This is a genomic window from Morganella morganii H1r (assembly GCF_000633515.1).
Taxonomy (GTDB): Bacteria; Pseudomonadota; Gammaproteobacteria; order Enterobacterales; family Enterobacteriaceae; genus Morganella; species Morganella morganii_B.
The window spans coordinates 70,032-85,047 of record NZ_AYMP01000018.1 but is presented as its reverse complement, the minus strand read 5'-3'; the positions used below and the strand labels follow the sequence as shown (position 1 = coordinate 85,047).

Genomic DNA, 15,016 nt, shown 5'->3' with positions numbered 1-15,016 from the left:
TCTAAGCGTTTGAATAAGTTAATTTGAAAAAATCGTTGCACCGGACGGATAAATCAGTATTATATCGTGCCGTTGGCAAGAGAGTACGGGTCGTTAGCTCAGTTGGTAGAGCAGTTGACTTTTAATCAATTGGTCACAGGTTCGAATCCTGTACGACCCACCATTCTCTTTTGCCCGAAATCTGAAACGGGTCGTTAGCTCAGTTGGTAGAGCAGTTGACTTTTAATCAATTGGTCACAGGTTCGAATCCTGTACGACCCACCATTTCAGACCTCCCCCAGCAGTATTACGATGGGTCGTTAGCTCAGTTGGTAGAGCAGTTGACTTTTAATCAATTGGTCACAGGTTCGAATCCTGTACGACCCACCATCGTCACTATTTTCCCTCTGATTTTTTGTTCTCACCGGCATCACACCGGCGATCACCTGTTTGTTATTATTTATTCTCCGGCGCGGGTAAATCATCGGCATTCAGCCGGTCAGTGACCAGTGCAATAATTTTATCTGCCAGCGTTATATCGATATCAAATTTCTGTGCTTCAATCACGCGGAGTGCCACATCGCGGTAGAGTGTCAGCATCGCCATATGAGCCCGTGCGGCACGGACACGATCACGGTTGTCCAGTGTTGCCATAAAACGCCCGTACAGGCCCGGAGGCAACCAGGTGCTCAGATGACGACCCGCATACCAGACATCCTGTGTACCGTCACTGCGCAGCAGCACATGCCACTCCAGCAGGGTGATCAGCCACTGTTTCATAGCGGTATCTTTCAGCCGGGCAGTCCAGAGTTCATTGCGCAGATAATAAACCGGTACCTGTGAGGCTTCCAGCCAGAAATTCTGCCAGTTTGCCAGGAATGTCTGCTGATCCGGCGGAGTGAGCACGGCAGCCGGATCGGCATACTCAGGCAACCCGGCAGTTAGACCGGTTTTATCCAGCAGAACGGCATAACCGCGCTGATAGATGCTGTCCAGCCCGTGTGCAGCCATCTGTGTGATACGTTCGCGCCCGGCCAGCATAAAATCAACTTTACGGCCTTTTTCATACAGAACCAGACAAGACGGCCAGCAGAGGCTGTCGTCATCACATGAAGCCTCTTTGCGGATAATCAGCGGCACACCAAACCGGCTCAGCCAGCGGTTGTCCTGAAATAAATCATCATGACTGCTGCCGATCAGTTCGGCATTAATATCCGAAAAACGGTCTGCCTGGTTCTGGCGTGCCACAGAGCCGGTGATAATAACCGCATCGATACGGGGATCTAATAGGGCAAAAGAAATTATAGTGTTTATAATTTGCTCAATTGATTCCATCTTACATCTCATTCATATAATTAATCGCTGGGCTGATAGTACGTCATAATCAAAAATAGCGGGAGAGTTCAGGTTAAAAAAACGTTATTATGTTTAGCATATTAAACAAATGCTGTTACGATGGGACGATTTTACCGGAAACAGCAGGGCAGGATACAGTCAACTAAACCTGGTCTCAGTGGCTGACCACCGATGACAGGAAACAGACTTAGTACAGGTGACGGAATGGAATTTTTTGATATTCATAATATTCTCGTGGTGATCCCTTACTGGAAAGAAGGGTCTTATGCGCTGTCCTGGATTGAAGCGGTGGGGGCAACCGCCGGGTTGCTGTGTATCTGGCTGGCAAGCCTGGAAAAAACAATCAATTATCTGTTTGGCCTGATTAACGTCACGCTGTTTGCGGTGATTTTCTTTCAGATCCAGCTCTATGCCAATCTGCTGCTGCAGATTTTCTTTTTCGCTGCCAATATTTATGGCTGGTATGCCTGGAGCAGACAAAATGATAAGGCTGAAGCAGAGCTGAAAATCCGCTGGATGCCGCTGCGGCAGACGGCTGTCATTGCGGTGATTTCTCTGGCGGCGATTTTACTGCTGGCACGTTTTATCGACCCGGTCTTTACGTGGCTGGCGCAGAGTATGGTCAGTATACTGAATGTCGCAGGGGCTGACCTGGCGATACCGGTATTGCTGCCGGATGCTTTCCCGTTCTGGGATGCGGCTATGACCGTGCTGTCTGTGGTGGCGATGATCCTGATGACCCGCAAACTGGTGGAAAACTGGCTGCTGTGGGTGGTTATCAATATGATCAGTATTGTGATTTATGCCCTTCAGGGCGTGTACGCATTGTCGCTGGAATATATCATCCTGCTGGGTGTGGCGCTCAACGGCTCGCGGATGTGGATAAAAGCAGCGAAGCAACCGTAAAACTATTTTCAGTGCAATAACCGGGTGATTATAATGAGAGTCCGGTAATAATCGGATTCTCATTAATCAGCAACAAAAGGAAATTCCTGTGGCCGGTGGCAGCTTACTCGCACTACTCGATGATATCGCAACCGTACTGGATGATGTCTCTGTGATGACCAAAATGGCCGCCAAGAAGACATCCGGTGTACTGGGGGATGACTTGGCGCTGAATGCACAACAGGTGGCCGGTGTCCGCGCTGAGCGGGAAATCCCGGTGGTCTGGGCGGTGGCGAAGGGATCCTTTCTCAATAAACTGATTCTGGTGCCGCTCGCACTGCTGATCAACGCCTTTGCCCCCTGGGCTGTCACGCCGCTCCTGATGGTCGGCGGGGCGTTTCTGTGTTTTGAGGGGGCGGAAAAACTGGCGCATAAGTTTCTGCATAAAGCCGGTGACGAGCCCGGAGAAACAGCACCGGTGGAAGATATTCAGACACCGGAAGCGCTGGCTGCATTCGAGAAACGCAAAGTCAAAGGCGCTATCCGCACCGATTTTGTGTTATCGGCGGAGATTATTGCCATCACCCTCGGTATTGTTGCCACCTCTCCTTTTATTAATCAGCTCGTGGTGTTGTCAGTGATTGCGGTCATTATGACTATCGGGGTATACGGCCTGGTGGCGGGGATTGTCAAACTCGATGATCTGGGATTTTACCTGCAAAAGAAATCAGCTGCGCTGCTGAAAAAACTGGGTGACGGACTGATCCACGCCACGCCGTATTTAATGAAAACGTTATCAGTCGTCGGAACTGCGGCCATGTTTATGGTCGGCGGCGGCATTCTGACTCACGGTATTCCGTTTATTTATAACCTGATTGAAAATCTGGCTCAGCACAGCGCACAGCTTCCGGCATTCGGCAGCGTGCTGCACTTTATCACTCCGCCGGTCGCCAATCTGTTGTTTGGTCTCGTTGCCGGTCTGGTGATTGTTGCGCTGATTTCCGCTGTTAAGCGCATTAAAACGGGATTAGCGGCATAAATACCCTTCTCACGCGCAGCGGCTGATGAAGCCGCTGTTTTCCTTCTGGTTCATAATAATTTGTCCTGTTGATCTGAATATTTTCGGGGCGAAAAATTAATTTCAGTTCCGGCGGCAGCTAATTGTTTACAGCTTGTTGGCAAGCAGTTAGATTAAAATAACGACAATAATGAAACAGGACACCGGAAGAGACGGGTTATGAATTATCAGAACGATGATGTAAAAATAAAAGAAATTCGGGAATTATTACCGCCAGTGGCGTTATTAGAGTCGTTTCCCGCGACTGAAACTGCCGCAGACACCGTTCGCCGCACCCGTCATGCAATCCACGACATTCTGGAAGGCCGGGATGACCGCCTGCTGGTCGTTATCGGGCCATGCTCAATTCACGACCCGAAAGCGGCGGTTGAATATGCGGATCGTCTGCTGACATTGCGCAATGAACTGAAAGGTGAGCTGGAAATCGTTATGCGCGTTTATTTTGAAAAACCGCGCACCACGGTCGGCTGGAAAGGGCTGATCAACGATCCGCACCTCGACCACTCTTTTGCCATCAATGATGGTCTGCGTATTGCCCGCAAACTGCTGCTGGATATCAACGATAAAGGCTTACCGGCAGCCGGTGAATTCCTGGATATGATCACCCCGCAGTATCTGGCGGATCTGATGAGCTGGGGTGCTATCGGCGCCCGCACCACGGAATCTCAGGTACACCGTGAGCTGGCCTCCGGGTTGTCCTGCCCGGTCGGGTTTAAAAACGGTACAGACGGCACCATCAAAGTAGCGATTGATGCCATCAATGCGGCCGGGTCGCCGCACTGTTTTCTGTCCGTGACCAAGTGGGGACATTCGGCCATTGTGAACACCACCGGTAACGGTGACTGCCACATTATTCTGCGCGGCGGTAAAAAACCGAACTACAGCGCGGAAGATGTCAGTGCGGTAAAAGACGGGCTGGCACAGGCCGGTCTGGCTCCGCGCATTATGATCGATTTCAGTCACGCCAACAGCAGCAAACAGTATAAGCGTCAGATGGATGTGAGTACCGATGTGGCACAGCAGGTCGCCGGGGGGGAGAAAGCCATTATGGGCGTGATGGTGGAAAGTCACCTCGAGGAAGGGAATCAGAACCTGGAAGGTGATGCTCCGCTCGTGTACGGCAAGAGTGTGACAGATGCCTGTATCGGCTGGGAAGATACCGAAACTCTGTTGCGTCAGCTGGCAGATGCGGTAAAAGTCCGCCGCAGCTGATAGCACCTGAAACCCCGGTCATAGAAAATAAAAAACCCTGACAATGTCAGGGTTTTTTTCACCAAAGAAAGCGGATTATTTCGCTTTACCCTGGTTAGCAACAGCAGCGGCTTTGGCAGCAATCGCATCCTGGTCGCCCAGGTAGTAGCGGCGCAGCGGCTTCATGTTTTCATCAAACTCATACACCAGCGGCACAGCGGTCGGGATGTTCAGCTCAAGAATTTCATCTTCGCTCATGTTATCCAGGTATTTCACCAGCGCACGCAGAGAATTACCGTGTGCAGCGATAATCACTTTCTCACCGGACGCAACACGTGGTTTGATAACATCAGTCCAGTAAGGCACAACACGGTCAATGGTGATCGCCAGGCTTTCAGTGGCAGGTAATTCGCTTTCTGCCAGTTTGGCATAACGCGGATCGTGGCCCGGGAAGCGTTCATCACTTTTTTCCAGTGCCGGCGGGGTGATGGCAAAACCACGACGCCACAGTTTGACCTGCTCGTCACCGTATTTTGCTGCGGTTTCCGCTTTATCCAGACCCTGGAGTGCGCCGTAATGACGTTCGTTCAGTTTCCAGCTTTTCTCCACCGGCAGCCACTGCTGGTTTACCTGATCCAGGATATTCCACAGTGTGTGAATAGCGCGTTTCAGTACAGAGGTATAGGCGAAATCAAAAGAGAAGCCTTCTTTTTTGAGTAACTGACCAGCCTCTTGTGCTTCAGCACGGCCTTTTTCAGATAACTCAACATCAGTCCAGCCGGTAAAGCGGTTCTCTTTGTTCCACTCACTTTCACCGTGACGTACAAGCACCAGTTTAGTTACTGCCATAGCGTAAACTCCTGTTGTGTTTCAGATAGGGGGTTTCAGAATTGAAACAGACCCGGCACATTGCCATTATATTGGTCACCGGCGCCTTTCGGCAAACTTTCCGCACAGGTATTTCCGCCCGGGCCTGTGCGGAAGCTATCAATTCCGTCCTGTTTACCGGATAGTGTATACCAAAACTGAATCGATTCCGCTATAAATGTTTACGCAAAGTGTGATACACAGGAAAAAACGGTTTTTTTACGCCACCTTAAACGGCCAGGTAAAAAACAGCAAATGGCAGAGGTTCAGCGCGAAGTGAAACCCTGTCGCCACCCACAGCCGTCCGCTCCACATCCAGGCCAGCCCGTAGATAACCCCTGCCAGACCGGCAAAGACAACCAGCAGCGGCCCTCCGGCAATATGTGCCAGACCGAAGACAGCGGCTGCAATAAACAGCGCGGCATACGGCGGCAGATACCGGGAAAGCACCTGCTGAATAGCCCCCCGGAACAGCGCTTCCTCTGCGAGGGAGACAAAAAACAGATTTGCCAGCATAAACGCCGGCAGCCAGCGCGGCAGATGCGGTTCAAACCCCAGTCCGCCGGGGACGGTTGCCAGTAACAACAGCGCAGGTACGGAGAAAGCCAGTAACAGCCAGTGCAGGCGGGTGACCCGGCGCAGTGGTGCTGTGACAAACAGCTGCGGAATGATGATGATCAGCACAAACGGAAGCAGTGCTTTATCGGCATTAAACCAGAATGAATAGGGCGGGCTGTGCGGCCCGGCGGCTTCCGGCGGCATCCAGCGCAGATTGTGAAATCCCGGCAGCAGATGAAACGTCAGCCCCAGCGCAACAGTGATCACCAGCAGTGTCAGCAGCGCGCGCTGCCATGAACGCGGCGCGGTATAAGGCCGTGCAACAGCCAGCAGGACAGCAAACCACAATGTGATCAGCGCATGCCAGTCCATCACACCACTGAACAGGGCACTGAGGGTGGCAGCCAGAAGTGCTGTCAGTGACAGCGTCCGGTGAAATTGTAATAACAGCAGAGATAATGCAAGTAAAAGCCAGGTCATGGAATTGTGTCAGAAAATCAGAAAAGGAGTACGCAGGGTAAAAGAGAAATCAGTGATGTGCCAGTAAAAAAGCGGACTGATAATAATTCTTAATCGGATTATTCTTAATAACAGGCTGAATATATTCAGAAAATAACGGCTGTTTCCGGTGCAGTAAAAAAGTAAAACAGCCGTTTAATAAAAAAATCACAACGTATTGATTTCGTAACGATAACTGCCGTTATCAGGAATAAACGCCAGCCGCCGGTTAATACAGGCGGGGGTATCTTCGCTGTGATGGCTGACAAACAGCAGCTGGGTATCACCACGGCTTATCATAATATCAATAAAACGCAGCACCAGCAGACGGTTGAGTGTATCCAGCCCCTGTAACGGCTCATCAAGGATCAGCATTGCCGGGTGTTTTACCAGGGCCCTGGCAATCAGTATCAGCCGCTGCTGCCCCCACGACAGGCTGTGGAACGGGGCGTCACGGTACGCCTTCAGACCGAGCAGCGCCAGCCACTCATCTGCCAGTTTTATCTGCCGGTCTGACGGTTTCTGATAGAGCCCGACAGAATCGAAATAACCGGAAATCAGCGTGTTACGCACACTGATATTGACGCGGTAACTGAGGTGGATGCTGTTGCTGACATACCCGATATGGCGTTTGATATCCCACACCGTTTCACCGCTGCCACGGCGGCGGCCGAACAGCGTCAGATCATTGCTGTAGCCCTGCGGGTGGTCACCGGTGATCAGGCTGAGCAATGTGGACTTTCCCGCGCCGTTTTCGCCGGTGATTTGCCAGTGCTCACCGGGCAGCACCTGCCAGGTCAGATCATTGAGGATGGGCTTGTCGTTATAGCTGACGCAGCCGTGATTGAGGATCACCCGCGGGATGTCCGGCGAAAGGCGCTCTGCGGACGGGTCATCCCGCTCCGGCAGCGTCAGATGCTCTGTCTGCTCACTACGGGCCAGCTGTGCCTGTAACAGCGCGGATAAGGTATCCGCCGGTGCCAGCACACACTCTGTCAGCAATCCGGCGCGGGTGATAAAGTCCGGAATATCACTGAAACGGTTGAGGATCAGAATAACCGTCAGTCCGCCCTCTGCAAGCTCTGCCAGCATCTCACTGAGCATACGGCGGGAATCGGTATCCAGTCCGTCATAAGGTTCATCCAGCACCAGTAAATCCGGCTCCGCCATCAGTGCCTGACACAGCAGCGCTTTGCGGGTTTCACCGGTGGAAAGGTATTTAAAGCGGCGTGACAGGCGATCAGAAATCCCGAACTGCGCCGCCAGCTGCAGACAGCGTTCATTATCACGGTGTTCTGCCTGAATAATGTCGGCAGTGGTACGCCCGTTGTCGGTGTCATCGCCGTCCATCAGATCGGTATTATTGCGGTTCCATTCTTCATCAATCAGCGCCTGCAATTTTTCAAACGCGACCAGAACGGGACGGCGGAAAGTGGTATTTATCTCCCCGGAAAGCAGCGGAAGCTCCTGAATCAGGGCACGGGCAAGAGTGGATTTCCCGCTGCCGTTGGTGCCGATAAAAGCATGATGCTGACCGCTTTCCAGCTGTAATGACGGAACAGAAAGTGTTTTATCCGCGCCTGACCGGAAAATCCCTTGTGTGATGTGCAGATGTGCCATAGTAAACAGCCTTATTATTAGTTTAATTATTCCTCAGAAATAAGCGGAACCGCCGGGGATGTCAAGATATGGTCACGGTGTTACATTTCGTATCATGAAAAGAAGATCTGCTTCACAGAAACGCCATTATTCAGTCTGCTGTTTTTGTTATACTTTTTGGTACAGAAATCACGGCATCACGGAAATCATACGAAAGGGATATGCTGATGAAAAAAAAGGTTATTGCAATACCCGCGCTGTTGGTTATTGCGGCGGGAATGACATACTGGTTTTCCGGATATGAGGAAAAATTACCGGAGCCGTCACAGGAAACCCTGAATTATATAACAAAAGAGTTTAACGACCTGACGCCGGAAGAAGCAGTAAAAAAAATACAGGCACAGAAAGATCAGTTTGATTTTTTTCTCGGGATAAGAGGAAAAGATGAGCTCTATAGCCAGCGGAAAACGGTTTTATCTGAGGATGAAGAATACGAAAATGCATTTTTTGTTCTTACACCTGAAGAATATAAGAATAAATTTAATAAAGCACTTAAGGAAATAACATTTGTTCAGAATATAGAACATGGCTATTCCACTCTTGATTTTGTCATTCCTGTCGTGCCGACAGAAAAACAACTTGTGGTGAAAATTAAAAAGATCACCTATATGGATGGCATTGAAGAAATAAAAGATATAAAAGTCACCAATGCAGATAATAATATAAGTTTAAATACACAGAAAACCGTTAAAAGTATTGATGCCAATGTTACATTCCGGTACATCAGTGACCTTGGCCGTTATCATCTCACGCCGGATAATCCGGAGATTTCACAAGATAACTATAAATTAACGCTGGCAAAAAAAGACAAAAATTATCTGAAATATTCGCTGGATGGTGAGCTGAATATTGTCAGCGAAAATGTTACTGATAAAAAGGGTAAGATATTATCATCATCTTCCTGTTCAAGAGGGGAGGTCGGCCATATTGAAAAAATGGAACGCTTTATTAATGGCACAGCAAAAGCGGCTGAAAAATATGGCAAGAATAAAGATGAATTAATAAAAAGAGTTGCCGGTTATTATGAGCAGTTTGAACAGGAAACCGGTGAACCGGCAACTTATCTGGTTGAATGTACCTACTATGGTACGCCGGAATCAGTGACTGTTTACACTGCAAATAAGCGGGAACGTGAAGAACGGGATATTATACTGACGCCTCGTTATACCAGTCTCTATCCGGTCATTGAAGATGAGAAGACACAAACCTATTATATCATCGATCAAAACGGTAATGAGATGATTAATCATGGTAAAGAGGGCGTGTACAGTGTGGGGAACGGTTATTTCTTTACCCGCCATACTGAGAATAAAAAAGATGACAATGACGGCGAAGAGTATGAATCAACGTACTATCAGATTCATAAACTGGATACAGCAAATAAAAAGCTGGATTATATTATGCGTGTCAATCGGGTATACAGTTTATCTGATGATGCGTTTGTTGTCTCTGATGGTAATAATATTCTGATATTTAATGTTAATTATGCTGAACCGATAGTCATTTCCGGTAAACATACGGAAGCGGACATCGTTAATAGTCATGATGGCAGTTTTGAGTTTTTCTATTATGAAGACAGCAAAGGAACACATGTCCTGAATGATAAAGGTGAGGAAATTCTTCCTGTGTCTGATTACCGGCTGGAAAAAGGCGGAGACAATACAATAAAAATCAGAAACAGTATCTTTACGGATGATATAGCAACAGAAGATAAAAAAATCTATTTTATTAATGAGGATGCAACAATCCGCCTGACATTAAAAGGCTATGATAAAGCCGGTGAAATCAGTAATGAGATGATAAAGACAGAGAGAGATAATTTATACGGGTTTGCTGACATAAAAGGAAATGAAGTAGTCGCTCCGGATTATCAGGAAGCCCGTGATTTTGATAATGGTTATGCTCTGGTGAGAAAAAATGATCACTGGGGTGTGATTAATAAACAGGGTGACGTGGTTATTCCGTTTAAATACAGCCGTCATACTGCCATGTCATCCATGAACGGACGGATATCTTACAGTATTGATGATAAGCATTACACCATGCAGGAATTACTGGACGCAAACGGTGTGAAAAGAGACAAAATAACAGCAGCAGAACATTAACCGGAAGAGGGGGTCAGAGTGAGAACAGGATTACAATATTCGGTACTGGTATTACTGGTCAGCGGAACGGTCAATGCTGCAACGGTGGATCTGAGGGTGATGGAAACCTCGGATATTCACAGTAATTTAATTGATTTTGATTATTTCAAAGACAAACCGACAGATCAGTTTGGTCTGGTTCGTACCGCCGGTTTAATCAAAGCGGCAAAAGGTGAAGTCACCAATGCTGTATTAGTGGATAACGGGGATTTAATTCAGGGCAGCCCGCTGGCCGATTATATGGTCAGCAAAGGACTGAATGACGGCGAGGCACATCCGGCACACAAATTAATGAATACCATGGGCTATACCGTCGGAAATTTCGGTAACCATGAATTTAACTTTGGCCTGGATTATCTGCAAAAAGCCATTGCCGGTGCGGATTTCCCGTATGTAAATGCCAATATTATTGATGAAAAAACCGGTAAGAATCTGTTTACGCCTTATATTATCGTCGATACCCCGGTAAAAGATCGCGACGACAAAGAGCATGTGATTAAAATCGGCTATATCGGTTTTGTACCGCCGCAGATCCTTATCTGGGATAAAGCCAATCTGGAAGGAAAAGTCCGCGTCAATGATATTACGGAAACCGCGAAAAAATTTGTACCTCAAATGAAAGCAGAAGGTGCAGATTTAATTGTCGCTATTCCGCACTCCGGTTTTTCTCAGGAGCCGTATAAAGCGATGGCAGAGAACTCGGTGTATTATCTCAGTGAAGTCCCGGGGATTAATGCCATTATGTTCGGCCACTCGCACGGCGTATTTCCGGGTAAAGATTTCGCGGATATCAAAGGCGTTAATATTGAACAGGGAACCGTTAACGGTATTCCGGCAGTGATGCCCGGACAGTGGGGAGATCACCTCGGCGTGGTGGATCTGGTGCTGAATAATGATGACGGTACATGGAAAGTGACGGACGCCAAAGCACAGGCGCGTCCGGTTTATGACAAAGTCAATAAAAAGCCGCTGGTGGCACGGGATGACAAGCTGGCCGCTGTGATTGATGAACAGCACAATGCGACCCGGGCCTTTGTCGGCAAGCTGATTGGCAAATCACCGGATAATATGTACAGCTACCTCGCGCTGTTGCAGAGCGACCCGACGGTTCAGATTGTGAATAATGCACAGACGGATTATACCCGCCGCTTTATTCAGGGTGATCCGGATCTGGCGGATTTACCGGTGTTGTCAGCCGCCGCGCCGTTTAAAGCGGGCGGACGTAAAAATGCCCCGGCGGATTTTGTCGAGGTGGAAAAAGGGGATATGACATTCCGCAACGCGGCGGATCTCTATCTTTACCCGAATACGCTGGTGGTGGTGAAAGCGACCGGGGCGGAAGTGACCGAATGGCTGGAATGCTCCGCCGGGATGTTTAATCAGATTAACCCGCAGTCAGAGGCACCGCAAAGCCTGGTCAACTGGGATGGGTTCAGAACCTATAATTTCGATACCATTTCCGGGGTCAATTATCAGATAGACCTGACCCAACCGGCAAAATATGATGCGGACTGTCAGACGGTCAATCCGCAGGCCAACCGCATCAAAAATGTGACGTATCAGGGTAAACCGATTGATCCGAAAGCCGTTTTCCTGATCGCCACCAATAATTACCGCGCTTACGGCGGAAAATTTGCCGGGACCGGTGACAAACATATCGCGTTTGCGTCACCGGATGAAAACCGCAGTGTGCTGGCAGGTTATATTGCAGCAGAAACCAAAGCAAAAGGTGCGGTATCGGCACTGGCTGAGCAAAACTGGACGTTTGTGCCGGTGAAAACGGATAAAAAATTAGATATCCGCTTTGAAACCTCGCCGGGTGATAAAGCCACGCAGTTTATTAAAGAGAACGCGCATTATCCGATGACCCGGGTGGGCACGGATGATGTGGGATTTGCGGTTTATCAGGTTGATTTAACAGCGAAGTAAGCAGTTACTCACGAAAGCCGCCGTCAGTGGCGGCTTTTATCATCATTTTTATCAGCACAATGTGGCAATAATCACCTGGTCGGCGTTAAACAGCGCGGTGACCTCATCACCTTCTTTCAGCTGCTGCCTGTCAGCATCCTGATTATCCACGGTAGCGCATAACTGTGCCCCGCCGGTCAGCGTCACCATCACTTCACTGTTCTCCGCGCCTCTGGCAACGGAACAGATGCGTCCGCTCAGGTGATTATCATAATCCGTGCTGTTTCCGGCGGATTTACTGATTTTCACCCACGGCGCTTTAATCAGAGTAAGTACTTCTTTACCGACAGATAACCCCAGCCGGTTGGCACTCTGCTCTGTCAGGGCAACGGCAAGTTCGGTTTTTTTATCCGCCAGCAGGACATTCACATGCTGCTGCACATGGGTATGGTCGCGCGACATAATCGTGCCGAAGAACTGGTTGCGGGCGCTGGTCTGCAGGGAGAAGCGGGAGATGGCCGCCAGCAGGCTGTCGAGCGGCAGTGAGTCCTCTTTGAGGACATCAAAGGCTTTCTGCTGGATTTGTGCCAGCAGATCATAAAGCTGAAGTAAGCGCTCACCATAGCGCGTGAGTGTCGCACCGCCGCCGCCTTTGCCGCCGGTGGCCCGGTCAACAATCGTTTCCTCGGCAAGCTGGTTCATCTCATTGATGGCATCCCAGGCACTTTTGTAACTGATACCGGCCAGCTTTGCCCCCTGGCTGATGGAGCCGGTGGCTCTGACCTGCTTGAGTAAGGAAATCCGCCGCGGATCGGCAAATAAATGACCTTCTGATTTTAGTGTTAATAAAATATCCAACGGAAAATACCCCGTATAGTAATCAGACAGAATCACCGGTGCAGTTTCTCCGCCCGGTGCGGCTTGGCTTTCCGGTTAGTGTAGCAAACTGCGTTTTTTTTTCATCTGCCAATATGGCGGTTTAATTTTACTTAAAAATTCATGAACCTGATAAAAGCAGGTATGGTATGGCTATGATTTATTAAACAGAGAATTTATATCATGGAAAATATCTTATTCAGCCTTTACCGGGCTGTCAGGGATAATCCGGACAACGGTCCTGAGACGGAGGAGTTTACCCGTTCACTGGCAATGCAATCATTCTGGGTGGAATCGCAGGGACAGGCAGGCGGCGGTAAAGTGGGACTGGCATTTTGTCAGGGGGAAGATGATAAAGAGCCTGTACTGCTTGCTTACATGCGTGATGACGGCAGTAATGAACCACCGCTGGACGTGGCGGAGCAGATGAACGCCGGGGAACGTGACTATGCGGAATTACCGGGGGCGTTTTTGCTGACGATGACTGCGCAAATAAATTATACGTTGTACATTGTTGCCGGGGATGACGAAACAATTGTGCTGGACAGTGATGCCCTGAAAACCCTGCTGACCTATCTTCAGATACTTTACAACGAAGATAACGAAGATAATGATGAAGAGGCCGGAAGCCCGGCCGCGTATTCTGCGGATATCAGGACAATGAGCGGCGGTAATATTGTCGAAAAACCGGGCGGTGCCGGAAAGGTGGTCGGTTTTCTCATCCTGGCGGCAGTGATTGTGGCTGTTGTTTATTTTATGCAGACCTGACCACCGGCTGACCGCACGAATCGCTATGCTTTCTGTGGTATGATTTATATAGAATAACGGGCATTATGACGTTATGATAGTCACGCTGAATATCCTTTTCGCCTGATATAAAGAGATTAAGTGCTATGTTTGAGTTAGTTAAAAGTTTAGGTTTCGCACTGTTAATGGTGCCTGTTGTAATGACAGGTCTGGCGGCTCTGATCTGGGGATTAGGTGAAATTTTCAATCTGATTTCAAAAGGCGAGCACCACGAAAAGCAGCACTGATTCTGCCGTATTCAGGGTTACCTGCGTCTGCGGGTAATCCGTTTTTGCTTCTGTTTTCCCGCTCACTCCCGATGTAATTTCCCTCATTTTATCGTGTTTTCCGATTAACTGACGATAGTGGGATAAACCTCCTTTCATTTTTCGCTGTATCTTGTTATATACAACGGGTTAATCCTAATCTATCCTGGTGGAAAAAATGAAAAAACAGTTCAGTAAGTTATTGGCCGGTGTTGTTATCTCTGCTGCTGTCATGGGTCAGGCATGGGCCGCTGAAAAAGTGACCGTATTTGCGGCGGCATCACTGACAAATGCGGTCGATGAAATCTCGGCAAAATATAAGCAGGAGAAAAAAGGTGAAGTGGTCGCGTCTTATGCGTCTTCTTCCACGCTGGCCCGTCAGATTGAAAATGGTGCTCCGGCAGATATCTTTATTTCTGCTGACCAGAAATGGATGGACTACGCTCAGGAGAAAAACCTGATCGTTAATGATACCCGTAAAACCCTGCTGGGTAATGAGCTGGTGCTGATTGCCGCGAAAGACAGTAAGATTGATAAAATAGATATTAATAAGCAGACTGATTGGGTTAAATTACTGGATGGCGGTCGTCTGGCTGTCGGTGATCCTGATCATGTGCCGGTCGGTATTTATGCGCAGGAAGCACTGGAAAACCTGGGTGCCTGGAAAGTTGTTGACCCGATGCTGGCCCGTACCAATAATGTGCGCAGTGGCATGGCGCTGGTGGAGCGCGGTGAAGCTCCGCTGGGTATCGTATACGGTTCTGATGCGGTTGCCAGTGATAAAGTAAAAGTAGTCGGTATTTTCCCGGCTGATACGCATAAACCGGTTGAATATCCGATTGCAATCCTGAAAGATCACAATAATGCCGATGTAAAAGGTTTCTACGATTATCTGCAGACACCGGAAGCGAAAGCGATCTTCAAACGTTACGGTTTCAGCCCTATGTAATAAATAAGGACTAACA

The 15,016-nt window shown here is 48.8% G+C and carries 13 protein-coding genes and 3 tRNA genes; 11 read left to right on the top strand and 5 right to left on the bottom strand.

The window, feature by feature from the left end:
* The first annotated feature begins 87 nt into the window (after positions 1-87).
* The 3 genes from U868_RS0111590 (at position 88) to U868_RS0111580 (ending at position 369) form a co-directional block, all read left to right on the top strand.
* A tRNA-Lys gene (locus tag U868_RS0111590) sits at positions 88-163 on the top strand.
* 25 nt (positions 164-188) lie between these two features.
* Positions 189-264 (top strand) — tRNA-Lys (locus U868_RS0111585).
* A gap of 29 nt (positions 265-293) precedes the next feature.
* Positions 294-369 (top strand) — tRNA-Lys (locus U868_RS0111580).
* Between the two features lie 66 nt (positions 370-435).
* Here U868_RS0111580 and U868_RS0111575 read toward each other — a convergent pair.
* Positions 436-1,314, bottom strand: coding sequence for an aminoglycoside 6-adenylyltransferase (locus tag U868_RS0111575; RefSeq protein WP_025153440.1), 879 nt, complete (start codon positions 1,312-1,314; stop codon positions 436-438).
* Between the two features lie 225 nt (positions 1,315-1,539).
* Between U868_RS0111575 and pnuC the strand changes: the two genes are divergently transcribed.
* The 3 genes from pnuC (at position 1,540) to aroG (ending at position 4,510) form a co-directional block, all read left to right on the top strand.
* Positions 1,540-2,241, top strand: a complete 702-nt coding sequence (pnuC, locus tag U868_RS0111570) for a nicotinamide riboside transporter PnuC (protein WP_025153439.1) — start codon at positions 1,540-1,542, stop codon at positions 2,239-2,241.
* Between the two features lie 88 nt (positions 2,242-2,329).
* Complete coding sequence (locus U868_RS0111565; RefSeq protein WP_025153438.1) at positions 2,330-3,259, top strand: DUF808 domain-containing protein; 930 nt, start codon at positions 2,330-2,332, stop codon at positions 3,257-3,259.
* A 198-nt stretch (positions 3,260-3,457) separates the two neighbouring features.
* On the top strand, positions 3,458-4,510 hold the full coding sequence (aroG, locus tag U868_RS0111560) for a 3-deoxy-7-phosphoheptulonate synthase AroG (RefSeq protein ID WP_025153437.1): 1,053 nt from the start codon (positions 3,458-3,460) through the stop codon (positions 4,508-4,510).
* 75 nt (positions 4,511-4,585) lie between these two features.
* On the opposite strand, the gene gpmA is transcribed toward aroG, so the two are convergent.
* The 3 genes from gpmA to modF form a co-directional block, all read right to left on the bottom strand.
* Positions 4,586-5,338 (bottom strand): 2,3-diphosphoglycerate-dependent phosphoglycerate mutase, encoded by a 753-nt coding sequence (gpmA, locus tag U868_RS0111555; RefSeq protein WP_004235668.1) that lies wholly within the window; start codon positions 5,336-5,338, stop codon positions 4,586-4,588.
* Between the two features lie 237 nt (positions 5,339-5,575).
* Complete coding sequence (locus U868_RS0111550) at positions 5,576-6,394, bottom strand: CPBP family intramembrane glutamic endopeptidase (RefSeq protein ID WP_025153436.1); 819 nt, start codon at positions 6,392-6,394, stop codon at positions 5,576-5,578.
* Positions 6,395-6,580: 186 nt separating this feature from the next.
* Positions 6,581-8,032 carry a molybdate ABC transporter ATP-binding protein ModF gene (modF, locus tag U868_RS0111540; protein ID WP_025153435.1) on the bottom strand — a complete coding sequence of 484 codons (1,452 nt, stop codon included), beginning with the start codon at positions 8,030-8,032 and terminating at the stop codon, positions 6,581-6,583.
* Positions 8,033-8,238: 206 nt separating this feature from the next.
* Between modF and U868_RS0111535 the strand changes: the two genes are divergently transcribed.
* The gene (locus U868_RS0111535) at positions 8,239-10,176 is read left to right on the top strand and encodes a WG repeat-containing protein (protein WP_162817227.1); all 1,938 of its coding nucleotides are present in this window, start codon (positions 8,239-8,241) and stop codon (positions 10,174-10,176) included.
* A gap of 18 nt (positions 10,177-10,194) precedes the next feature.
* Positions 10,195-12,144: a bifunctional 2',3'-cyclic-nucleotide 2'-phosphodiesterase/3'-nucleotidase gene (locus tag U868_RS0111530; RefSeq protein ID WP_025153433.1), complete on the top strand. Its 1,950-nt coding sequence runs from the start codon at positions 10,195-10,197 to the stop codon at positions 12,142-12,144.
* A gap of 51 nt (positions 12,145-12,195) precedes the next feature.
* Here the strand turns inward: U868_RS0111530 and modE are convergent, their stop codons facing one another.
* Positions 12,196-12,981: a molybdenum-dependent transcriptional regulator gene (modE, locus tag U868_RS0111525; protein WP_025153432.1), complete on the bottom strand. Its 786-nt coding sequence runs from the start codon at positions 12,979-12,981 to the stop codon at positions 12,196-12,198.
* 201 nt (positions 12,982-13,182) lie between these two features.
* Between modE and U868_RS0111520 the strand changes: the two genes are divergently transcribed.
* The 3 genes from U868_RS0111520 to modA all read left to right on the top strand — a co-directional run bounded on the left by U868_RS0111520 (position 13,183) and on the right by modA (position 15,000).
* Positions 13,183-13,767, top strand: coding sequence for a hypothetical protein (locus U868_RS0111520; RefSeq protein WP_025153431.1), 585 nt, complete (start codon positions 13,183-13,185; stop codon positions 13,765-13,767).
* 125 nt (positions 13,768-13,892) lie between these two features.
* Entirely contained in the window at positions 13,893-14,033 is a 141-nt protein-coding gene (locus tag U868_RS24555; RefSeq protein WP_025153430.1) for an AcrZ family multidrug efflux pump-associated protein, read from the top strand.
* Positions 14,034-14,229: 196 nt separating this feature from the next.
* Complete coding sequence (gene modA, locus U868_RS0111510; protein ID WP_025153429.1) at positions 14,230-15,000, top strand: molybdate ABC transporter substrate-binding protein; 771 nt, start codon at positions 14,230-14,232, stop codon at positions 14,998-15,000.
* Positions 15,001-15,016 lie beyond the last annotated feature (16 nt).